Raw genomic sequence first — 21,108 nt, forward strand, 5'->3', positions numbered from 1 at the left:
AACTGGCCATATGCCCTAGCAAAAACCGCTAGTGATCTGACATGCTGCCTGGATGGCGGGCGCACACGGCGGCTCCCGATGGTCGGACGAGCTGCTCAATGGCAAGCGGCAACAGGGGGATCCGCTGGCCGACGCGGCGGTCGACGAACTGTTCAAGCACGCCAACGTCCAGGCGGTCAACGATCTCATGCGCACCCTGGTGAGCAATGACCAGCCGGTGCCGGCGGGTTTGCCAGTCGAGATACAGAAGTATCTGGCCGCGGCTCCCCCGGCGCTGCCGCACTGGGCCGACCCCGACAAGATCAAGCGCGGGCAGCAGTTGTTCGAAGAATGGGGCCTGCAGATCTCACTGTGTCTGTTCTGCGCATCGTTGCCCACGGCGTACGCGGCGGCCAAGGGCGTGAAGGTGCTCAGTCGGACCGCCCAGCTCGAAACCAATGCGCGCAGGCGGGTGATAGAGACCGGCCAGTTCTTGATGAACGTGCTCGCCGTCGACAGCTTCGAGCCACAGGGCAAGGGCTTTCGCACCATCGAGCACGTCCGCCTGATGCACGCCGCCGTGCGCAAGATGATCGAGGCCCGCAATGGGCAGCGCCCCGGCTTCTGGGATCCCAACTGGGGCATACCGATCAACCAGGAAGACCTCGCCGGCACGATGCTCTCGTTCTCCTATGTGCCTGTCGGGCCGATGCGCCAGTTGGGTGTCGACGTGTCCACCGACGACAAAGAGGCCTACCTGCATCTGTGGAACGTCATCGCCCACCTGCTCGGCGTCGATGACGACATGCTGGTGGAAGGCATCGACGATGCCACCGCCCTGGTCGAGACGATCCGGCGTCGGCAGTTCAGGGCGTCGCCGGAAGGGCGGGCAATGGCCGCCGCGCTCATGGAGCTGCTCGACGAGCTGACGCCCGGGCACGCGTTCGACAAATCGATTCCGCCGTTGATCCGTCACCTGGCCGGAGACGAGATCGCCGACATGCTGGGTGTGCCGCCGTCGAGCCTTACCGACGACCTCGGGCGGCTCACTCGCGTCGGCAACTGGTTCTGGGTGCGCATCTTCGGCCGGACCTTGCGCAATTCTCCGCGTTACCGACTGGTCTCGGGCCTGGTCCGTCCATTCGGGCGCGAATTGATGCAGGGGCTCTTCACATTTCAGCGTGGCGGGGTGCGAGCGCAGTTCGACATACCCGATCACCTGGCCACCAAATGGGAGCTTTCGGCGTGAAATCTCGCCATTTCGATGATAAGGAAGGTCCTCCATGACCGCTCCTACGCCGCCCCCATTGGGTCTACTCGGTCGGCCCAATACGATCGAAGATGTCTTGCGCAACATCGATCAGATCGTTGACTGGGCCACCAAGACCGAGAGCCACATCGGCTACTTCGCCGTTCTCTACAAGAGGACCACCCTGGCGATTCGGGATGCGGTGAGCGATAACGTCTTCGACGACGGGCCGCGCATGGAAAGGCTCGACATCGCTTTCGCCACAAGGTATTTCAACGCGTTGAATGCGTACTTTCACCCGGCCAAAGGTGACGGTTCGGCCCTGCCGTGGAAGGTCACGTTCGTCGGCGACCACGACGGTCAGGCGATCATCCTGCAGCACATGATGGCAGGGATGAATGCGCACATCACATTCGATCTGGGGCTGGCCGTCCACGCGGTCGCGGCCCAGTCGATGGACAGCCTCGAAGAGGATTACAACCGCGTCAACAAAATCTTGTACAAGCAGCTGCCGGGCGTGCTGAAGGTCCTCGATACGCTTTCTCCGGAGTTGCGCTGGACCCGCTGGCTGATACCGGGCGAGATCGGCGTCATTGAGCGTTCGCTGAAGAAGCTGCGCAAGGGAGCTTGGGACTTCGCCTATTACCTGGCGACGCACTCATCGAGCGCTGCGGAGCGGACAGTGCATCAGGAGGCCTGGACGGCCGCACTCGGTTCCTGGTATCTGACGCCGCCCGCGCGGTTCTCTCCGTTCCCCGCGCTCCTTCGCGTCATTGCCAAGCATGAAAGCCGAGATGTGGTCAGTAACCTCAGCGCGCTCGAAGACGTGTCGAACTCTCCGCACAAGCCGCGGAAGGGTTACCGCTGATCCGGCCACAGGGTTACGAAAGGATGCACTGTGCCCGCGCGAATTCCGGCCACCGAGCGTCGCCGGGGAAGCGGCGGACAACCTCGGCCAGCGCGGACCGATCACCGTCGATGTCGAAAAGATCGAGCATGCAACGCAACTCGAAGAGCGTCGCACCTTGTTGCCGGGCGAACCCGAGCGCATCCGTCAGGGCGTTGTGACGTTCCCGCGGCTCGGTGAACGTCAGTGCGCGTACGCGCATTAGCTCGCCGTCGTAGAAGTGCATTCCGGTCTCTTCAGCATGCTGCAGAGCCATCTCCAACCGCTCCCGCGCCCGCTGCCCCGCACCCGCGGCTATCAGAAGGCGGCCAATGATCGCATCGTGAAACGTCAGGAACATCTTGAGGTGCATGCGCCGGGATCCGTCCACCCATCGCGTTACTTTCTCCGCTCGGGCGGCCAGCGTGGCGGGGTCGGCGTCAGCTTCCAGCGCCGCCAACGCATTGACGGTGGCGTGTTCGGTTCTGCCGACCCACTGCCACAGGTCGAGTCCCGATTGCTCGCTGAGCTTGAGCAGCTCCGCGACAATGGTCGCGGCCTCGTCGATTTGGCCGCTCTCCAACCGCACCCAGATTTCCATGTAGTAGGTGTTCGCCCTGTTGTAGACGTTCCGCGGAAATGCAAGGCCATCGCAGCGCCGGAACGAATCAGTCAACTCCGCGTGGGCGCGGTCGAGGTCTCCGCACACCGTGTGCGTCAGCGCCATGTACATGTGCGCCAACGAGATCGGGTCGACGTTCACCCACCAGGCGGTGTCCAGCACATTCGGATCTGCGCGGGAACCATCGGCCAGGGCCCGGAGCAGATGTGTCCGGGCGGCCGCGAAATCACCTTCCAGCCAGACGACGGAACCCAATACCGAGGCGATTGCCGGAAGACTCCATGGGCGATTCATGGTGATTCGGGCGGACAGTGAATCGATCAGCTCATGCGCCCGGCGCAGTTCGGCCCGCGGCACGTAGTAACCGATCAGCCCGGTCAGCGTGGTAAGCAATTCGTCTTCGTAGTTGCCGGTACTCGCCAAGGCCAGGCATCGTTGGAAGTCTGCGGGGCCCTCACCGCTCATGCTGCCCTGGGTCGCACCCGTCAGGAATCCGCGTTCCATCCGGATGGCCATTTCTTTTCGGTCCCGTTCCGGTCTCGCCGCGCAGTTGGTGAGCTGGAAGAGGGCGTCCGTGAGGCAAACGACCGCTTCTTGTAGAGCGCCGCGCCGTCGGGCGTTGGCCGAAGCCATGTGGTAGGCATCGACGGCTTCCTCGTAGTGGTGCGCCTGCGCGAAATGGCTTGCGACCACTCGCCAATCCGGTTCGGCCGAGTCCGCCACGTCGACCAGTGCGCGGGCGGCTCGCGCGTGCAAGTCACGGCCCAGGGAGGGCGGAGCCAACTCAGCGGCCACCTCACGGAACAGCTCATGCCGGAATCGCCAGCCATTGGTCCCGCGTCGCTCGAGCACACGCGCGTGCACCAGTTCGGTGACGACGTCGTCGACGCCCTTGGGGTCGTGTCCTACCACGGCGCGAAGCAGCGGGAGGTCGCCTGCGCGCCCGATGACGGCGGCCGCTTCCACCACGGGCACCACCTCGGGACGGGAGTGATGCAGTCGGGCGAACAGCGGCTCGTACAACGCCTCGGGCACCCCGGAATACGCTCCGGTGCCGTCGAGTTCACCCACGAGGTGTTCGATGTAGAACGGCACCCCATCGCATCGGTTGAGCACCTCGGTCCGCTGGTCCTTGGGAACCGCCGGGTCCAGCGCGGTGATCAGCGCGTCGGACTGCTCATCGGTCAGCGGTGAAAGCTCGAAAAGCTGTACCGGCCAACCGGTTTGCAGCCAGTCGCCATCGCGTCCGGTCAAGACCACCAGCAGCCGGCCGTCAGCGCCGGTGAGCAACGAGTTGACTAGCTCCACAGTGGACTGGTCGAACCACTGCACATCCTCGGCGATGACGAGTCCGGCTTGATCGCCCACGCAGGCCCGCACGTACTGCAGAACGGTCGCGCCGATCGACTCATAAAGTGCTCGGCCTTCTGCGGCCGCCGGCTGGTACCCGTGCTCGGGTCCGACGCCGATGACGGGGGAGAGCAACGGCACCGCGAGCGCGGGATCCAGACCGCTGGCTCGTACTTCGGCTTGGAGTAGGCGTAGCCGCTCCGCGGCATCGGTCAGCCGCGTGATGCCGCATCGACGCTCCACGAGCCGGCGCACCGGATGCAGGCCGGTGTCGCTATGCAGCGGCGAGCCGAACAGCCAGACCACGGGGGCGCCTGCAGCGCTGACCATTTCGGCCGCCTCGGTGGCCAGCCGGGTCTTGCCGATTCCCGGCTCGCCGCGGAACACAATGCCGGGGCTGGTCAACGTCCCGTCGCACGCCCGCTCCCAGCTATCCCGCAGCCACGCACGCTCGCGGTCACGCCCGATCAACGCGGGCGACCGCAGTCGCGGCGCTTCGTGCCGCTCACCGAGCACCCTGTGATGCGCGGTCAGGCATTCGACGCCCTTCACCGATGCCGGTGGGCGCGCTTCGAGTTCGAATGAGTCACCGACCAGAGGCGCGACCGCGTCCGACACCGCCACCGTGCCCGGCGCGGCCAAACCACAAAGACGGGTCGCCAGGTTGGCGGCGAAGCCGTAGACGTCGTCCTGGTAGGTGTCGAGATAGATCAGCCCGCGGTGAATGCCCACCCGGACGCTGATCGACTCACCGAACTTGCGTTCGGCCTGGGTGCTGAGCTTCGCGACGGCGCGGGTGATGTCCAGCCCCGCCGCGACGGCGCGCCGGACGTCGTTCTCATGCGCTTTGGGATGTCCCCACACGGCCAGCAGGCCGTCGCCCTTGATCGAGCTGATGTGGCCCTCATAGCGATCGACGACGCGGCGCACCTCGTTCCGGTAGCGGCCTACCAAGGTGTGGTAGCTCTCCGGCTCCAGCCGCGTGGACAACGCAGTCGAGTCGACCAGGTCGGCAAAAAGTATCGTCATCCGGCGAATTTCGCCGTACTCGGGCGTCGCGGCCAGCAAATCCTCGGCTTCTGGATTGCCGCGGTCGACCGATAGCACCTGCCCCGCCAACGTGGTGGCGGTCGCACGGTCGCCCGCGTTGATGGCCCACACCGCACGGTCCAGCAATTCGTCGATCGTTGCACCGCTCTCGCCAGGCTTCACCTGCATCCTCCTGCCAAGGATGTGCTAAGAGTACGCGTCGAACGCGTCTATTTCAGCACCTGTCAAATAAGACTGGCGCTGGACATGCGTTGGTCCGGACAATCCCCTTCGACGAAGGGATGCCAGCCTGGGCTAGACGCGAATGGCAAACTGGGCCAGCGCCGGCTCGCCCGGCCGCGCGCATCGGTAGCCGCCGCGGCGCAGGGCGTCGGTCGGTGCGGTCATCGGCTCGAAGCACACCACGTCCTCGGCGAGCGGCGCGAAGATCTGCGTCGCCGGATAACCCCGCTCGAAGCGCACTTCCAATCGGCGCCCGCCGCCGGACACCGCGAACACCGCGCCGTCGGGCACCCGGTCGTAGGCGTCGTCGAAAGCCTTGTCGCCCAACGCCTCTTCGCGTGCCGGCGCGGGTTCACAGGCACCGGTCGGCAGCCCTCGGTCGTCGAGCAGCAGATTCCGCAGCGGCGGTGTGTGGATGACCCACTCGCCGCGGGCCACGTCCGGCAGGCGCAGATAGGGGTGGAAGCCGAAGCACAGCGGGACCGCGCGAGCGCCGGTGGCGGTCACCGCGGTGCGCACCGTCAGCGTCCGCTCGGCCAGCCGCACCGCCACCGTCAGCACATGCGGGTAGGGAAAGCCGGCCAGCAGCTGCGGGTCGGCGGCGAAATCCAATTCGGCGGTCAGCTCGTTGCCCGTTTCGGCGGTCACCCGCCAGCCCGGATAGCCCGCCAGCACACCGTGGATCGGCAACCCGTTGGGGTCGGCGCGGACACGGTTTTCACCCGGCGTCAGCGTCGCCGTCACGCCCTCGGCGGTATAGGTGTTCTCGCCCAATCGATTTGCCCAGGGATACAGGATCGGGATCCCCATCGTCTTGCCCGCCGTCACGTACGCGTCCAGCCCGCGCCGCTGCCCGAGCAGCTCCACGCCTGCGTCGCTCAGCGAGGTGCCGACCATGCCCGCCTCGGGCACGAACTCCGCGGCCACCGGCGACACCGGGTCGCGCAGGGTGACGACGCGCATGCTTACCTCCACAGTGGGTCGTGCTGAATGTGTTCGGGCGGGGCGCCTTTCGCGATCAGCGCGGCCTTGGTGGCCCGCACCATCACCGGTCCGCCGCAGATCAGGATCTGCCGATCGCCCCACCCGCCGTACTTCGTCACCACGTCGGGGAGCCGGCCGGTTTGGCGCACGTGCAGGCCGCGCGGCGGCGTGACGTCGGGATAATCGGCGGCCCACGCCGGGTCGGCGCTGTAGTCCGAGACCGGCGAGACCGACAGCCACGGATTGTGGGATGCCACCTGCCACAGGGTCGGCAGGTCGTAGAGCTCGCAGCGGTAGCGGGCACCGAAGAACAGGTGCACCCGCGGGTTCACCGCGTACCGGCTGAGGTCCATGATCAGCGCCCGCAGGGGCGCCAGGCCGGTGCTGCCGGCGACCATCAGCACGTCCCCGCCGTCGCGGTCGACCCGCAGGCCGCCGTGCGGGCTGGACAGCCGCCACCGGTCCCCGGGCCGGGTCTCGTTGACGATGGCGGTGCTGACCAGGCCGCCGGGGACCACCCGGACGTGGAACTCGATGCCGCCGCCGGGGTCCGCCGGAATGGCGGGGGACAGATAGCGCCAGCGGCGCGGGCATTGCGGGACTTGGACGTTGACGTACTGGCCGGCGTGATAGTCCATCGGGCGGTCGAGCTGCAGCCGGATCACCGCAAGATCGCGGGACACCCGGGTGTGCTCGATCACGGTGCCGTCCCACCAGGCGGGCCCGACGTCGGCGTCCGCGGCGCCCCGCATCACCCCGGTGATCAGGTTGAGCGACTGTTGGGCCGCGTCTGCGACGGCGCCAGTCCAGGCCTCGCCGAGGTGCGTCCGCAGCGTCGAGAACAACGCGCGACGCAACGTGTCGTAATGCTGCGGCAACACCCCATATTTGCGGTGGTCCCGGCCGAGCTGGGCCAGAAAGGCCACCGGTTCCTGGGCGCGTTGGGCGACGAGTTCGCCGTACACCCAGTGCAGGGCGTGGGCGAAGGCGGCCCGCTGCCCGCTCATCTCGGGCGGGAACAGGTCGCGCACCGAGACGTCGAGGCCGAACCAATGGATGTAGAACCGGCGGACGAGCTCGTCGCCGGGGCCGGACTCGTCCAACGCGAAGGCGTCGCGCAGCACCCGCAACGCACCGGTGTCCTCGAGCCCCACGGGGCCCGATTCTAGGCTGGCGCGCTCCGGCATATTTTCAACAATTAATGAAATGATACCGTACTGGTATGCCGCGACCTGCTGCTTCTGCACCCGCTGCGCAGAAAGCCCCCGGTGCCGGAGGCGCGCAAAAAGCGTCCGGTGCCGAAGGCGCGCAAAAAGCCCCCGGTGCCGGAGGCGCGCAAAAGCGTAGGGGCCGCCGCCAGGGCGAGCCGGTGTCGAAGGACGTGGTGCTCCGCGCGGCCAAGCAGCGGTTCGCCGCCCAGGGCTACGAGAAGACGACGCTGCGTCATATCGCCGGGGACGCCCACGTGGACGCCTCGATGGTGCTGTACCTGTTCGGTTCCAAGGCCGAGCTATTCCGTGAGTCGATGCGGCTGGTCCTGGATGGCGACGTGCTCGCCGCCGCGATGACCGACGGCCCCCTCCGGGACATCGGCTTCCGGTTGGTGCGGGCCTACCTGCGCATCTGGGACGAGCCGGAGACCGGCCCGACCATGGTCGCCATGCTGCACTCGGCGATGCTGAATCCCGACGCGCGCGAGGCCTTCCGCGAGTTCATGCGTGGTTACGTGATGGCGGCCATCTCCCGCGTGCTGGGCGACGGGCCCGACACTCTGCTGCGGGCCAACCTGGCCGGTACCAACCTGGTCGGCACCGCGTTGTTCCGCTACGTGATGCGGGTGGGCCCGCTGGCCGACCTGAGCACCGACGAGGTGGTCGGGCTGATCGGGCCCAGCGTGCAGCGCTATCTGACCGCGGACGCGGCCGAACTCGGCCTGCCGGCGGGATATCGCGCCTGAGCGCCCGACGGCTCAGCCCTGCCGGACGGTGTTGGCCGTTCCGGTGTTGGCGACGTTCGGCGAGCCCCAGTGGTAGGTGACCGCGTTGCTGGTCCCCGACGTGCTCACCGCGTCGGTGCTGTCGACCGCGACGCGGTTGCCGTGACCGGAGACGCTGACGCTGGTGCAGTGGCCGGTGACCGTGACCGTGTTCGTCTTGCCGCTGACCGACAGGTAGCCGCCGTGGCAGCGCACGGTCTTCGTCGTGCCGGTCCCGTTGACCTGCAACGTGCCTGACTCCGGGACGGCCGCCGACGGCCCGCCTTCGGCGGAATCGGTGCGGAATCCGGCCGCGCCCAGGCCCGCCAGGGCCAGCACGCCGGCCACGATGGCAGGCCAGAAGGCGGCGGGAAACCGGCGCGGTGTCGCGGCGGGGGTGGTGTCGGCGGCGACGTCGTCGGCCCGGTCCGGGTGCTGCTCCATCTGCGTCATCGCTTCGGGGTACCCCGGACGCCGGATCGCCCAAAACCCGTTAGGGTTGAGCGGAACACACTCAACCTTGACTGCGTTGAACAAGCCGACAAGCATTTTTGGTACTAACCGAACGGAGGCGTCGTGGACTCTTTCAACCCGACAACCAAGACGCAAGCGGCGCTGACCTCGGCGCTCCAGGCGGCCTCGGCCGCCGGTAACCCCGAGATCCGCCCCGCGCACCTGCTGATGGCCCTGCTGACGCAGGCCGATGGGATCGCGGGACCGCTGCTGGAGGCTGTCGGCGTACAGCCCGCGACCATCCGCACCGAGGCGCAGCGCCTGCTCGACCAGCTGCCGCAGGCCAGCGGCGCCAGCGCGCAGCCCCAGCTGTCGCGCGAATCGCTGGCCGCCATCACCACCGCCCAGCAACTGGCCACCGAGATGGACGACGAGTACGTCTCGACCGAGCACCTGCTGGTCGGTCTGGCCACCGGCGATTCGGACGTCGCGAAGCTGCTGACCGGCCACGGCGCGTCGCCGCAGGCCCTGCGCGACGGCTTCGTCAAGGTGCGCGGCAGCGCCCGCGTCACCAGCCCCGAGCCGGAGGCCACCTACCAGGCCCTGGAGAAGTACTCGACCGACCTGACCGCCCGTGCGCGGGAAGGCAAGCTCGACCCGGTCATCGGGCGCGACAACGAGATCCGCCGCGTCGTGCAGGTGCTGTCCCGTCGCACCAAGAACAACCCGGTGCTGATCGGTGAGCCCGGCGTCGGAAAGACCGCGATCGTGGAGGGCCTGGCCCAGCGCATCGTCGCCGGCGACGTGCCGGAGAGCCTGCGCGACAAGACCGTCATCAGCCTGGACCTCGGCTCGATGGTGGCCGGCGCCAAGTACCGCGGCGAGTTCGAGGAGCGGCTGAAGGCCGTCCTGGACGACATCAAGAACTCCGCCGGTCAGATCATCACGTTCATCGACGAGCTGCACACCATCGTCGGCGCCGGCGCGACCGGCGAGGGCGCGATGGATGCCGGCAACATGATCAAGCCGATGCTGGCCCGTGGCGAGCTGCGGCTGGTCGGGGCCACCACGCTCGACGAGTACCGCAAGTACATCGAGAAGGACGCCGCCCTGGAGCGGCGCTTCCAGCAGGTGTTCGTGGGTGAGCCGTCGGTGGAGGACACCGTCGGCATCCTGCGCGGGCTGAAGGACCGCTACGAGGTGCACCACGGTGTGCGCATCACCGACTCCGCGCTGGTCGCCGCGGCCACGCTGTCCGACCGCTACATCACCGCCCGCTTCCTGCCGGACAAGGCCATCGACCTGGTCGACGAGGCCGCCAGCCGGCTCAAGATGGAGATCGACTCGCGGCCCGTCGAGATCGACGAGGTCGAGCGCCTGGTGCGCCGCCTCGAGATCGAGGAGATGGCGCTGGCCAAGGAGGAGGACGAGGCGTCCAAGGAGCGGCTGGAGAAGCTGCGCTCCGAGCTGGCCGACCAGAAGGAGAAGCTGGCCGAGCTGACCACCAGGTGGCAGAACGAGAAGAGCGCGATCGACATCGTCCGCGAGCTCAAGGAGCAGCTGGAGGCGTTGCGCGGGGAGTCCGAGCGCGCCGAGCGCGACGGCGACCTGGCCAAGGCCGCCGAGCTGCGGTACGGCCGCATCCCCGAGGTGGAAAAGAAGCTCGACGCCGCGCTGCCGCACGCCGAGGCCCGCGAGAACGTGATGCTCAAGGAGGAGGTCGGCCCCGACGACATCGCCGACGTGGTGTCCGCATGGACGGGCATCCCGGCCGGCCGGCTGCTGGAGGGTGAGACCGCCAAGCTGCTCCGGATGGAAGACGAGCTGGGCAAGCGCGTCATCGGGCAGAAGAAGGCCGTGCAGGCCGTGTCCGACGCGGTGCGGCGTTCTCGCGCCGGGGTGGCCGACCCCAACCGGCCAACGGGCGCGTTCATGTTCCTCGGGCCGACCGGTGTCGGCAAGACCGAGCTGGCCAAGGCTTTGGCGGAGTTCCTGTTCGACGACGAACACGCGATGGTCCGTATCGACATGAGCGAGTACGGCGAGAAGCACTCGGTGGCTCGGTTGATCGGTGCCCCGCCCGGATACGTCGGGTACGAGGCCGGCGGGCAGCTGACCGAGGCGGTGCGGCGGCGGCCGTACACGGTGGTCCTGTTCGACGAGGTCGAAAAGGCGCACCCGGACGTGTTCGACGTGCTGCTGCAGGTGCTCGACGAGGGCCGGCTCACGGACGGGCACGGACGCACCGTCGACTTCCGCAACGCCATCCTGATCCTGACGTCCAACCTCGGGTCGGGCGGCAGCGAGGAACAGGTGATGGCGGCCGTGCGGTCGGCGTTCAAGCCGGAGTTCATCAACCGGCTCGACGACGTGATCGTCTTCCACGGCCTCGAGCCCGGCGAGCTGGTGCAGATCGTCGACATCCAGCTGGCCCAGTTGGACAAGCGGCTCGCGCAGCGTCGCCTCACCCTCGAGGTGTCGTTGCCGGCCAAGCAGTGGCTGGCCCAGCGGGGCTTCGACCCGGTCTACGGTGCGCGGCCGTTGCGCCGGCTGGTGCAGCAGGCGATCGGCGACCAGCTGGCCAAGCAGCTGCTCTCCGGTGACGTGCACGACGGCGACACCGTGCCGGTGAACGTCAGCCCCGACGGCGACTCGCTGATCCTCGGCTGAGTCTCGCCTTGGGCCGCCGCCGCAGGTGTCTAGAACTGCACCTGCGGCGGCGCCTGCTGACCCTCGGGCGCCTGGTAGAACGGCCGCTGGTGCACACCGGCCAAGCCGGCGAAGAACATCCAGGGGATCGTGACCACCCGCTGGTTCAAACTGGCCGTCGCGTCGTTGTAGTACTGGCGCGCGAACGCCAACTGGTTCTCGGTGTCGCCCAGCTGCTCCTGCAGTTGCAGGAAGTTGGCCGACGCCTTGAGGTCCGGGTAGTTCTCGGCGACGGCGAGCACGTTGCCGATCGCCCGGTCCAGCCGCCCCTGCGCCTGCGCCTTCTCCTCGACCGTGCCGGACGCCACCGCCTGGGCCGCGCCGGCGCGGGCGGCCGTGACGTCCTCGAAGATCGACTTCTCGTGCGCCGCGTACCCCTTGACGGTGTTGACCAGGTTGGGCACCAGGTCGGCGCGCCGAGTCAGTTGGACGTCGATGCCGCCGAGCGCCTCCTGGGCTTTCACGTCGAGTGTGCGCAGCGAGTTGAACGCGACGATGCCGAGCATCACCAGCCCGGCCAGCACGATCACGACGATGATCACACTGATACCGATTGCCATATCCCTACCCCCTTCGGCCCACGCCGGTCAGGTTTACCACGTACCACCACCCCCGCCACCGCCCCCGCCCCAGCTGCCGCCGCTGCTGCTGAAGCTCGACCCGCCCGAGCTCGACGAGGAACTCTGCGAGGCGTTGTAGGCGCTGATCGATGCCGACACCGCGGAATCGAAGCTGGCGAATCCGCCGGCCGACGAGTACAGCGCGGCCGGGCTGGTGTCACGGGAGGCCGGGTACCAGTCCGGGATCGGGGGCTCCGATCCCGTTGCGGCCCGGTACTTGGCGGCCCACGCCTCGGCGACGCCGAAGGCCACCGCGTACGGAATGTAGGAGACGAACAGGTCGCGGTGGGCGGAGTAGTCGAACCGGTCCTCGGCCGAAGGTGTCGCCAACAGCCGGCGGAAGCCCGCCGCGCGCGACCACATCCGTCGTCCCGACGGGGTCCGGCGGGTGCCGACGCCGCTGGCGAGCAAGCCGATGCCGCCGATCGCGAACGCCGCGAACGGCAGACCCCACATGGTCCAGGTGAAGGCTCCCCAGAACCCGACCACGGCCAGCACCATGCAGACGATGACCAGCAACCGGCCGGCCCACTCCGCGCCGACCGTCACCACAAATCCCTCGGTGCGGGCCCACGATCGGCAACTGGAGACCAGTCGATCCGTCGCTTTCGACAGCTTCGAACCGGCGGTCTGGCTGCCGGTGAGGCTGAACTTCGCGTCGGCGGTGGTGACGCCCAGCGCGTCACCGACCTCCCGGGTCACCGGGTCCGCCGCCGCCCACTGCTCGGGCGTGGCAAGGCCGGTAACTCTCCAGCGCGCGGAGCCGGTGCGGTCGAGGCGCACCAGTCGCCGCTCGGCCATATACAGCAGCGTGGCCACCAAGGCGTGGTCGCCGACGTTCTCGGTGACGATGTAGGCGGTCTGCACGGGTCCAAGCCCGTCGGGCGGGACGTACAGCACCGGAGTCCCGGGCGACGCCTCGCGTGATCGCCGGTCCCACAGATACCCGCCGAGCGCGGCGAGAAGCGACAACGCGGCCATCAGGCCGGCGGCCGGAAGCGATCGACCGAACGTCTTGTCGAAGCGCACGGTCCACGGCAGCGTCGCCCGGTGCGGCAGCGGCACCGGCAGATCTATCCGCACGGTGACCGGGTTCTGCGGCGGCAGACCCGCGGTGGTCACCGTGACGTGGTCGGTGCCGGCGCCCGTGATAGCGCACGGTGTCGCCCCGGTGTCGTCCGCGGCGCATTGCGTCAACCCGGACGGACCGGGCAGGTCGATGCTCACGTGCGCGGCATCGACCCGCATCATCCAGAAACCGACCACGTTGTAGTAGAACGACGCGGTCGGCGTGGTCGAGTTGGCCCCGGCGCGGTTGGTGAAATGTCCGGGCGCCGTCGGCGGCCGCACCAGCCCGCCGTCGACCGTGTAGCTGATCGCGTAGGTGTGCAGGCCGGGACTCACCGTCGCGTTGGGGTCGCCGATCCGCGCGACGTAGACGCGGCGGCTGTCACGCCATTCATAGCTGACCGGTACCGCGCGGTCGTCCATGGTGATGCCGCTGATGCTGGGGACCATCCGCGCGTGGGGGTCGGTGGGGTCGGCGACGGGGAAAAACCGGAAGATGCCGTGGCGGTTGGCGCCCAGCCGCACGGTGAGGACCTCCGTGGCCGCGACGTGTCCGTCGGCCCCGACGCGATAGGTCGCGGAATAGTCCTTGATCTCCGACTGCCAATCGACCGGGGCTTCGGTCGCCCCGGATCTGGCGCTGGCGCTTTGTTGAGCGAGCGGCCAGAACAAGCCGAGGCATGACAGGGCGAGCAGCACCGCCGACAACAGCAGCTTCCCGGTGGTCGTGCGAGCCGAGAACAAGCGGCGAAACGCCTTCATCGCAACGGGTTCCTCCAGATGCGAGCCGCCGGTGCACGGAACGCGGCGATTCTCGCACGAATTCGCCCTGCCGCGGCCCGGAATCGGTGCCCGCGGGTAGTGCCGGCATCGCCGGGCCATCCGTCGGCCTCGCCGTCACGACCCTGATGCGCGGTTGTGACCTGGTCGGCTTCTGTATTCCTGCGCGATTGCGGATACCCTGTGTGGGATGGTTCCCCTTTGGTTCACGCTGTCCGCGCTGTGCTTCGTCGGCGCGGGGGTGTTGCTGTACGTCGATATCGATCGACGCCGCGGGCGTAGCCGGCGCCGCAAGTCGTGGGCGCGGTCGCACGGATTCGACTACGAGCGTGAATCGGCCGACATCCTCAAGCGCTGGAAGCGCGGTGTGATCTCGACAGTGGGCGACATCGCCGCCGAGAACGTCGTGCTGGGCCAGATCCGCGGCGAGGCGGTATACATCTTCGACCTCGAGGAAGTCGCCACCGTCATCGCCCTGCACCGCAAGGTGGGCACCAACGTTGTGGTCGACCTGCGCCTGAAGGGCCTGAAAGAGCCACGGGAGAGCGACATTTGGCTGCTGGGTGCGATCGGCCCGCGGATGGTGTACTCCACCAACCTGGACGCGGCTCGGCGGGCCTGTGACCGCCGCATGGTCACCTTCGCGCACACCGCACCGGACAGCGCCGAGATCATGTGGAACGAGCAGAACTGGACGCTGGTCGCCATGCCCATCACCAGCACCCGCGCCCAATGGGACGAGGGCCTGCGCACGGTGCGGCAGTTCAACGACCTGTTGCGGGTGCTGCCGCCGCTGCCGGAGGAGACCCAGCAGGACGCCGGCGCGCCCGCGGGCCTGCGCAACGCGTCGCCGGGCCGCCCGCTGGCGCCCGCCGGCCGCGCGGAGCTGCCGCCCCGGCGCCCGCAGCAGGACGTGGGCGGGGTCTTGGGAGACGCGTCTTCTCGCCGGCCGGCAGAGCCGGTCCGCCGGGAGCAGCGCGGTTCGGACGCCGTTCGCCGCCCGCCGCCGACCGGGCGCAACGGCCATCAGGCCACCAACTATCAGCGCTGACAGCGCGCCGGGCGGGCGGTGCGGCCGCCGTCATTAGGATGTCGCTCATGCCCCGTCCCGTAGCCCTGATCACCGGGCCCACGTCCGGGATCGGCGCCGGCTACGCGCGCCGCTACGCGAACGACGGCTACGACCTGGTCCTCGTCGCCCGCGACGTCGACCGGTTGACCGACCTGGCGGGCGAACTGCAGGGCCGGGCCGGCAGCATCGAGGTGCTGCCCGCCGACCTGGCCGATCCCGCCGGCCGTGACAAGGTCTGCGAACGCCTGTCCCGCGGGGTGCGCGTCCTGGTGAACAACGCCGGCTTCGGCACCTCGGGCGACTTCTGGACGACCGATCCCGCGCTGCTGCAGTCACAACTCGACGTCAACGTCACCGCGGTCATGCATCTGACCCGGGCGGCCCTGCCGGCCATGCTCGACGCCGGCGCGGGCACCGTCATCAACATCGCCAGCGTCGCCGGGCTGGTGCCGGGACGCGGGTCGACCTATTCGGCGTCCAAGGCTTGGGTGATCTCGTTCAGCGAGGGCCTGTCCGTCGGCCTGCAGGGCACCGGCGTCGGGGTGCACGCCGTGTGTCCGGGCTACGTGCACACCGAGTTTCACGCCCGGGCGGGGATCGACATGGCCAAGTCGCCGCCGTTCATGTGGCTCGAGGTGGACGACGTGGTGAACCAAAGCCTGGCCGATGTCGCCCGCGGCAAGGTGATCAGCATCCCGGGCCTGCAGTACAAGGCGATCATCGCGGCCGAGCGGATGATTCCGCGGAGCCTGATGCGGGCCGTGACCAAGCGAATCGGCGGTGGCAGTGGCCGGACCTGACCTGCGCGCGGAGCTGGCCGAGCTGGTGCGAAAGCTGTCGGTGGTGCACGGGCGGGTGACGCTGTCGTCGGGCAAGGAGGCCGACTACTACGTCGACCTGCGCCGCGCGACCCTGCACCACCGGGCCTCGGCCCTGATCGGCACGCTGATGCGCGACCTCACCAGCGACTGGGACTACGCCGTGGTCGGCGGGCTGACCCTGGGCGCCGACCCGGTGGCCACCGCCGTCATGCACGCGCCCGGCCGCCCGATCGACGCGTTTGTGGTGCGCAAGTCGGCGAAAACCCATGGGCTGCAACGCCTTATCGAAGGCTCCGAGGTGGCGGGTAAGCGGGCGTTGGTGGTCGAGGACACCAGCACCACGGGTGCGTCGGCGCTGACGGCGGTGCGCGCCGTTCAGGAGGCGGGCGGGCACGTGGTCGGCGTGGCCACCGTCGTGGACCGTGCGACCGGCGCCGCCGAGGCCATCGAGGCCGAGGGCCTGCCGTACCGCAGCGTGTTGGGCCTCGCCGATCTGGGGCTGAGTTAGGCCGTCATCGCTGTGCGCACCTTCCTCGCGATGGCAGCCTGCCTGCTGGCGTGCCTGACGGGCTGCTCGGACGCCGGCCAGCCCGTCCGTCCTTACGGCGCGCAGGGCGCGCGGTTCGGGGAATCGCTTGCGCTGCTGGGCTGGAACATGTCGGTGTCGAACCTGCGCTGGGACGGCGACTACGTGCTCGTCGACGTCGACGCCTCGGTGGCGGACCCGCACGGGCCGCACGCCAAACCCGAGGACGTCCGGTTCGGGCTCTACGGCGCGCTGTCGCACCCGATGGAATCGAGCGGGCTGGGCAGTTGCGACCGCGCGGCGGGCAAGGCGCCCGACGCCCACTCGCCGCTGTCGGCGTCCGGCGACCGGCTCACCGGCACGATTTGCCTTGGGCCGCTCAAGGATCGGAGCCAGGTCCGTGGGGTGTACACCTACTCGCCGCGCGACCGGATCCCCAACACCTCGGCGGCCTACCCGGCCGCGTTCCCGGTGGGGCTGCTGCCCACCAACGCCAACGACACCGGCCTGGCGGTCAAGACCACCAGCCTGTCGGCCTGGCGCGCCGACGGCGCCCCGATCACGAAGGCGCAGCTCGGTGATCCCGCGGCGTTCAACGGGAACGGCTACATGTTGCTGGGCCTGGAAGCGGACGGATTGGCGGCCCGGTATCGCGACGACTCCGCCAAACGCGGCGGCCCGCTGATGCTGCTCGCGTCGCCGACCCTGCCCGGGGCCGGACTGAACCCGGCCTGCTCGGCGTACGGGTCGTCGGTGCTGATCCTGCCCGACGCCTCGCTGGACGCGGTGCACGTCAGCGCGTCGCTGTGCACCCAGGGCGAGATCAACGAGGCGCTGCTCTACGCGACGGTGGCGGTCGACGGCACCCACGCCGGGGTGTGGACGCCGCGATGACCGGGCCCGGACCGACCGAGTGGGCCGCGCCGGCCGGCGGGGTGGGGCCGTGGGCGGGCGAGCTGCCCGACGACCCGCGGTATGACCCAGTCCTGTTGCGCGAGGGCGACACTCGCAACGTCGTCGACGCCTACCGGTATTGGACGCGGGAGGCGATCATTGCCGACATCGACCGGCGCCGCCACCCACTGCACGTGGCGATCGAGAACTTCGGGCACGACGCGAACATCGGCTCGGTGGTGCGCACCGCGAACGCCTTCGCGGTGCACACCGTGCACATCGTGGGCCGGCGGCGGTGGAATCGCCGGGGCGCCATGGTGACCGACCGTTATCAGCGGCTGTGCCATCACGACAGCACCGCCGAGCTGCTGGACTTCGCGGCCGGCGCCGGGCTGACGGTGGTCGCGGTGGACAACGTCCCGGGAGCGACCCGGCTCGAGGAGACCGCGCTGCCGCGGGAGTGCCTGCTGGTGTTCGGTCAGGAGGGCCCGGGCATCACCGACGACCTCCGCGCGGGCGCGGCGATGACGGTGTCGATCGCCCAGTTCGGGTCGACCCGCAGCATCAACGCCGGCGTCGCCGCCGGGATCGCCATGCACGCCTGGGTTCGACAGCACGCGGATCTGTCCCGCGCCTGGTAGCGCCCGCCGCTTTCAGTGTGCGCTCACGGCTTTCAGTGTGCGCTGAGGGTGGCATTTTGCCCGATTTCCCGCCCTGGACGCACGCCCAAAGCCGTGAGCGCACACGCGAAACGCCGGGGGCCGAAACCCGTTCAGCTCCACAGCGTCACGTGCACCTTCGGGCGAAACCGGGTGACGCCCACGCCCGATCCGCGGATCATCGCCTGCGTGCAGCGCGGGGTGGTGATGAAGCGGACCAATTCCGACACCGCCGGCTGACGGGCCGAGGGCGCCAGGGTCGCCGCGCACCACTCGCCCGACCGGTCCAGCCCCGGACCGTGCACATGGGTCAGCCGCCCGGCGGCCAGGTCCTTGGCGACCGCGAAGCCGATGGTCAACGAGACCCCGCCGACCCGCTGCACCTCCTCGAGGGCGGCCGCATCGCTCTGGAAGATCCGCTGCTGCGACTCCGGAATCGCCAAGTCGCGCAACATGGTTGCGATCTCGCCGTCCACGCCGCCCGCCGACGGGCCCAGCATCCACTGCTGCTGACGCAGCAACGCAGGCGTCGGAACACCAAGGGCCAGCGGGCTATTGGGGGCGGCGACGGTGATGACCTGATACTTCAGGAAGGGGCGCACGAAGAGCGAGTCGTCCGGGCCGATCGAACTCTCGCTGGCGGGACCGATCGCGATGTCCACGGCGCGCGAGCAGATCAGGTCGCGGAACCGGCTGGTCGGATGCACGCTCAACTCCACCGACAGGTCGTCGGCCCGCGACGAGAAGAGCTCGATCAGCCCGGGCGCGGCGTGTTCGGCGAACGTTGTGGAGGCGGCGATCCGCAGCAACCGGCGCCCGTGGGCGGCCTCGGTGACTTCGATGGCGGTTTGCTGCTGCAGACCCAGGATTTCGACCGCGCGGCTGGCCAGCCGCAGCCCCCCGGGCGTGAACGCCAACCCGGCGCCGGTCCGGGTGAACAACGGGTCGTCGAGCTCCTTGCGCAGCGCCGTCACGAGCATCGAGACGCCTGCGTCGGAAACACCCAGTTCCGCGGCCGCGGCCCGCACCGAGCCGAGTCGAACCACCGCCGAATAGGCCCGAAGTTGAGCCGGGGTCATCCAGTCAGCCTAATTTAAAAGGGTGCGTGACGTGCTTGCCCAGCTGATGTCGATCTGGCGTGCCGGCGACACCGCGGGGCTCGGCACGGTGGTGCGCACCTTCCGGTCCGCGCCGCGCCCGCCGGGGGCCGCGATGGTGGTGGCGCCGGACGGCTCGGTCGCCGGGTCGGTGTCGGGCGGCTGCGTGGAGGGGGCGGTCTACGACCTCGCCACCGAGGCGGCGAAAACCGGGGTCGCGCGGCTGGAACGCTACGGCGTCAGCGACGACGACGCGTTCGCGGTCGGCCTGACGTGCGGCGGCGTCATCGACGTGTTCGTCGAGCCGGTCTCGCGCGCGTCATTCCCCGAACTCGGCGCGGTGGCCGACGACATCGCCGAGCGTCGCGCGGTGGCGACCGCGACGGTCATCGCGCACCCGGACTCGGCTTGGGTGGGCCGGCGGGTGGTCATCCGCCCCGACGGGATGGCGGGATCGCTGGGGGCGGCGCGGGCCGACGCCGCGGTCGCCGACGACGCGCGCGGCCTGCTCGCGCTGGGCCGCAGCGAGGTGCTCAAGTACGGGCCCGACGGGCAGCGGCTCGGCGAGGGCATGGAGGTCTTCGTGTCCAGCTATGCCCCGCCGCCCCGGATGCTGGTGTTCGGGGCGATCGACTTCGCGGCCGCGCTGGCGCGGCAGGGTTCCTTCCTGGGCTACCGGGTCACCGTGTGCGACGCCCGCCCGGTGTTCGCCACGCGGGCCCGGTTCCCGACGGCCGACGACGTCGTCGTCGACTGGCCCCACCGCTACCTCGCCGCCCAGGCGGAGGCGGGCGCCGTCGATCGGCACACGGTGATCTGCGTGCTCACCCACGACCCCAAGTTCGACGTGCCGGTGCTCGAGGTGGCGCTGCGCCTGCCCGAGGTCGGCTATGTCGGGGCGATGGGGTCGCGGCGCACCCACGACGACCGCGTGACCCGGCTGAAGGCCGCGGGGCTGACCGACGCTGAGCTGAGCCGGCTGTCCAGCCCGATCGGGCTGGACCTGGGCGCGCGCACCCCGGAGGAAACCGCGGTGTCGATCGCCGCCGACATCATCGCCAAGCGCTGGGGCGGCGGGGGCCGCCCACTGGCCCAGATCGTTGGCCGGATCCACCACGACGCCCAGCTCGAGGGCGACTTCACGGCGAGTTCAGGGATTACTTAACTCGCTATTGACGGCCCTGTCAGCGGGGCTGACACTGTGGCGCATGCAAGTACCCGGGCCCTTCGAATACGAACGCGCGACCAGCGTCGACCACGCCATCGGACTGCTGGATCGGTTGGGGGAGGGGGCGCGCATCGTCGCCGGCGGGCACAGCCTGCTGCCGATGATGAAGCTGCGCATCGCCAACCCCGAATATCTCGTCGACATCAACGACCTTGCGCTCGAACTCGGATACGTCATCACCGATCCGACGCTGGTGCGCATCGGCGCCATGACCCGCCACCGCGAGATCCTGGAGTCCGGCACCCTGGCCGCGGTCTGCCCGATCTTCCGGGACGCCGAGCGGGTGATCGCCGACCCGGTGGTGCGCAATCGCGGCACGCTCGGCGGCTCGCTGTGCCAGGCGGATCCGGCCGAGGACCTGTCGACGGTGTGCACGGTGCTGGACGCGGTGTGCCTGGCGCGGGGCCCGTCCGGTGAACGCGAGATCGCGATCGACGACTTCCTGGCCGGGCCGTACGAGACCACCCTGGCCCCCAACGAGATGCTCATCGAGGTGCGGATCCCGGTGCGGCACAACAGCTCCAGCGCGTATGCCAAGGTGGAGCGCCGAGTGGGCGACTGGGCGGTCACGGCCGCGGGGGCCAGTCTCACCCTGGACGGCGACCAGATCGCCGCCGCGCGCGTCGACCTGACGGCGGTGAACTCCGATCCGGCGGCCCTGGCCGAGCTGTCGGCGTCGCTGGTCGGCCAGCCGGCCACCGAGAGCGTCTTCGCCGAGGCGGGCCGGCGCGCCGCGCAGGCCTGCGAGCCGGTCACCGACGTCCGCGGCAGCGCCGAATACAAGCGGCACCTGGCCTCCGAATTGACCATCCGCACGCTGCGCACCGCCGCGCGGCGGGTGCGCGCAGAAGGGAACTGACCGAT

18 protein-coding genes are annotated in these 21,108 nt (G+C 69.2%); 11 read left to right on the forward strand and 7 right to left on the reverse strand.

Features of this window, described 5'->3' with window-relative positions; translation table 11 throughout:
* Positions 1-52: 52 nt before the first annotated feature.
* Positions 53-1,228 carry an oxygenase MpaB family protein gene (locus tag KXD96_RS05870; protein ID WP_260743528.1) on the forward strand — a complete coding sequence of 392 codons (1,176 nt, stop codon included), beginning with the start codon at positions 53-55 and terminating at the stop codon, positions 1,226-1,228.
* 34 nt (positions 1,229-1,262) lie between these two features.
* Positions 1,263-2,096, forward strand: coding sequence for a DUF5995 family protein (locus KXD96_RS05875; protein ID WP_260743529.1), 834 nt, complete (start codon positions 1,263-1,265; stop codon positions 2,094-2,096).
* A 13-nt stretch (positions 2,097-2,109) separates the two neighbouring features.
* On the opposite strand, the gene KXD96_RS05880 is transcribed toward KXD96_RS05875, so the two are convergent.
* The 3 genes from KXD96_RS05880 to KXD96_RS05890 form a co-directional block, all read right to left on the reverse strand.
* Positions 2,110-5,298 (reverse strand): adenylate/guanylate cyclase domain-containing protein, encoded by a 3,189-nt coding sequence (locus KXD96_RS05880; RefSeq protein ID WP_260743531.1) that lies wholly within the window; start codon positions 5,296-5,298, stop codon positions 2,110-2,112.
* 132 nt (positions 5,299-5,430) lie between these two features.
* Positions 5,431-6,321: an aldose 1-epimerase gene (locus KXD96_RS05885; RefSeq protein ID WP_260743533.1), complete on the reverse strand. Its 891-nt coding sequence runs from the start codon at positions 6,319-6,321 to the stop codon at positions 5,431-5,433.
* Between the two features lie 2 nt (positions 6,322-6,323).
* A complete protein-coding gene (locus KXD96_RS05890; RefSeq protein WP_260743535.1) occupies positions 6,324-7,496 on the reverse strand; it encodes an FAD-binding oxidoreductase in 1,173 nt (390 codons plus the stop codon).
* Positions 7,497-7,711: 215 nt separating this feature from the next.
* On the opposite strand from KXD96_RS05890, the gene KXD96_RS05895 reads away from it, so the two are divergent.
* On the forward strand, positions 7,712-8,299 hold the full coding sequence (locus tag KXD96_RS05895; protein ID WP_260743536.1) for a TetR family transcriptional regulator: 588 nt from the start codon (positions 7,712-7,714) through the stop codon (positions 8,297-8,299).
* 12 nt (positions 8,300-8,311) lie between these two features.
* Here the strand turns inward: KXD96_RS05895 and KXD96_RS05900 are convergent, their stop codons facing one another.
* Positions 8,312-8,770 carry a DUF3060 domain-containing protein gene (locus tag KXD96_RS05900; RefSeq protein WP_260743537.1) on the reverse strand — a complete coding sequence of 153 codons (459 nt, stop codon included), beginning with the start codon at positions 8,768-8,770 and terminating at the stop codon, positions 8,312-8,314.
* A gap of 123 nt (positions 8,771-8,893) precedes the next feature.
* On the opposite strand from KXD96_RS05900, the gene clpB reads away from it, so the two are divergent.
* Entirely contained in the window at positions 8,894-11,440 is a 2,547-nt protein-coding gene (clpB, locus tag KXD96_RS05905; RefSeq protein ID WP_260743538.1) for an ATP-dependent chaperone ClpB, read from the forward strand.
* 29 nt (positions 11,441-11,469) lie between these two features.
* On the opposite strand, the gene KXD96_RS05910 is transcribed toward clpB, so the two are convergent.
* A complete protein-coding gene (locus tag KXD96_RS05910; protein WP_260743539.1) occupies positions 11,470-12,039 on the reverse strand; it encodes a LemA family protein in 570 nt (189 codons plus the stop codon).
* A gap of 33 nt (positions 12,040-12,072) precedes the next feature.
* On the reverse strand, positions 12,073-13,929 hold the full coding sequence (locus tag KXD96_RS05915) for a DUF2207 domain-containing protein (protein ID WP_260743541.1): 1,857 nt from the start codon (positions 13,927-13,929) through the stop codon (positions 12,073-12,075).
* Positions 13,930-14,137: 208 nt separating this feature from the next.
* On the opposite strand from KXD96_RS05915, the gene ttfA reads away from it, so the two are divergent.
* From ttfA to KXD96_RS05940, 5 genes are read left to right on the forward strand one after another with little or no spacing between them, the layout of a single operon-like run.
* A complete protein-coding gene (gene ttfA / locus KXD96_RS05920) occupies positions 14,138-14,998 on the forward strand; it encodes a trehalose monomycolate transport factor TtfA (protein WP_260743543.1) in 861 nt (286 codons plus the stop codon).
* A 47-nt stretch (positions 14,999-15,045) separates the two neighbouring features.
* Positions 15,046-15,819, forward strand: a complete 774-nt coding sequence (locus tag KXD96_RS05925) for an SDR family oxidoreductase (protein WP_260743545.1) — start codon at positions 15,046-15,048, stop codon at positions 15,817-15,819.
* Positions 15,806-16,348 carry an orotate phosphoribosyltransferase gene (gene pyrE, locus KXD96_RS05930; protein WP_260743546.1) on the forward strand — a complete coding sequence of 181 codons (543 nt, stop codon included), beginning with the start codon at positions 15,806-15,808 and terminating at the stop codon, positions 16,346-16,348. Before KXD96_RS05925 ends, pyrE begins: the two co-directional genes overlap by 14 nt.
* A 30-nt stretch (positions 16,349-16,378) precedes the next feature.
* A complete protein-coding gene (locus KXD96_RS05935; protein WP_260743548.1) occupies positions 16,379-17,260 on the forward strand; it encodes a hypothetical protein in 882 nt (293 codons plus the stop codon).
* Positions 17,257-17,901, forward strand: coding sequence for an RNA methyltransferase (locus tag KXD96_RS05940; RefSeq protein ID WP_260743549.1), 645 nt, complete (start codon positions 17,257-17,259; stop codon positions 17,899-17,901). Before KXD96_RS05935 ends, KXD96_RS05940 begins: the two co-directional genes overlap by 4 nt.
* Before the next feature lie 131 nt (positions 17,902-18,032).
* On the opposite strand, the gene KXD96_RS05945 is transcribed toward KXD96_RS05940, so the two are convergent.
* A complete protein-coding gene (locus KXD96_RS05945) occupies positions 18,033-18,998 on the reverse strand; it encodes a LysR family transcriptional regulator (RefSeq protein WP_260743551.1) in 966 nt (321 codons plus the stop codon).
* A 22-nt stretch (positions 18,999-19,020) separates the two neighbouring features.
* Here KXD96_RS05945 and KXD96_RS05950 point away from each other — a divergent pair, with 22 nt between their 5' ends.
* Entirely contained in the window at positions 19,021-20,181 is a 1,161-nt protein-coding gene (locus tag KXD96_RS05950) for an XdhC family protein (RefSeq protein ID WP_260743553.1), read from the forward strand.
* A gap of 43 nt (positions 20,182-20,224) precedes the next feature.
* On the forward strand, positions 20,225-21,103 hold the full coding sequence (locus KXD96_RS05955; protein ID WP_260743554.1) for a xanthine dehydrogenase family protein subunit M: 879 nt from the start codon (positions 20,225-20,227) through the stop codon (positions 21,101-21,103).
* Positions 21,104-21,108 lie beyond the last annotated feature (5 nt).

Source organism: Mycobacterium sp. SMC-2 (genome assembly GCF_025263485.1).
Taxonomy (GTDB): Bacteria; Actinomycetota; Actinomycetes; order Mycobacteriales; family Mycobacteriaceae; genus Mycobacterium.

What these genes read in the sequence shown, in the direction of transcription:
- KXD96_RS05870 (WP_260743528.1), top strand. Translation starts at nt 53, where the DNA reads ATGGCGGGCGCACACGGCGGCTCCCGATGGTCGGACGAGCTGCTCAAT.
- KXD96_RS05875 (WP_260743529.1), top strand. Translation starts at nt 1,263, where the DNA reads ATGACCGCTCCTACGCCGCCCCCATTGGGTCTACTCGGTCGGCCCAAT.
- KXD96_RS05885 (WP_260743533.1), bottom strand. Translation starts at nt 6,321, where the DNA reads ATGCGCGTCGTCACCCTGCGCGACCCGGTGTCGCCGGTGGCCGCGGAG.
- KXD96_RS05900 (WP_260743537.1), bottom strand. Translation starts at nt 8,770, where the DNA reads ATGACGCAGATGGAGCAGCACCCGGACCGGGCCGACGACGTCGCCGCC.
- KXD96_RS05910 (WP_260743539.1), bottom strand. Translation starts at nt 12,039, where the DNA reads ATGGCAATCGGTATCAGTGTGATCATCGTCGTGATCGTGCTGGCCGGG.
- KXD96_RS05915 (WP_260743541.1), bottom strand. Translation starts at nt 13,929, where the DNA reads ATGAAGGCGTTTCGCCGCTTGTTCTCGGCTCGCACGACCACCGGGAAG.
- ttfA (WP_260743543.1), top strand. Translation starts at nt 14,138, where the DNA reads ATGGTTCCCCTTTGGTTCACGCTGTCCGCGCTGTGCTTCGTCGGCGCG.
- KXD96_RS05925 (WP_260743545.1), top strand. Translation starts at nt 15,046, where the DNA reads ATGCCCCGTCCCGTAGCCCTGATCACCGGGCCCACGTCCGGGATCGGC.
- KXD96_RS05935 (WP_260743548.1), top strand. Translation starts at nt 16,379, where the DNA reads ATGGCAGCCTGCCTGCTGGCGTGCCTGACGGGCTGCTCGGACGCCGGC.
- KXD96_RS05940 (WP_260743549.1), top strand. Translation starts at nt 17,257, where the DNA reads ATGACCGGGCCCGGACCGACCGAGTGGGCCGCGCCGGCCGGCGGGGTG.
- KXD96_RS05945 (WP_260743551.1), bottom strand. Translation starts at nt 18,998, where the DNA reads ATGACCCCGGCTCAACTTCGGGCCTATTCGGCGGTGGTTCGACTCGGC.
- KXD96_RS05955 (WP_260743554.1), top strand. Translation starts at nt 20,225, where the DNA reads ATGCAAGTACCCGGGCCCTTCGAATACGAACGCGCGACCAGCGTCGAC.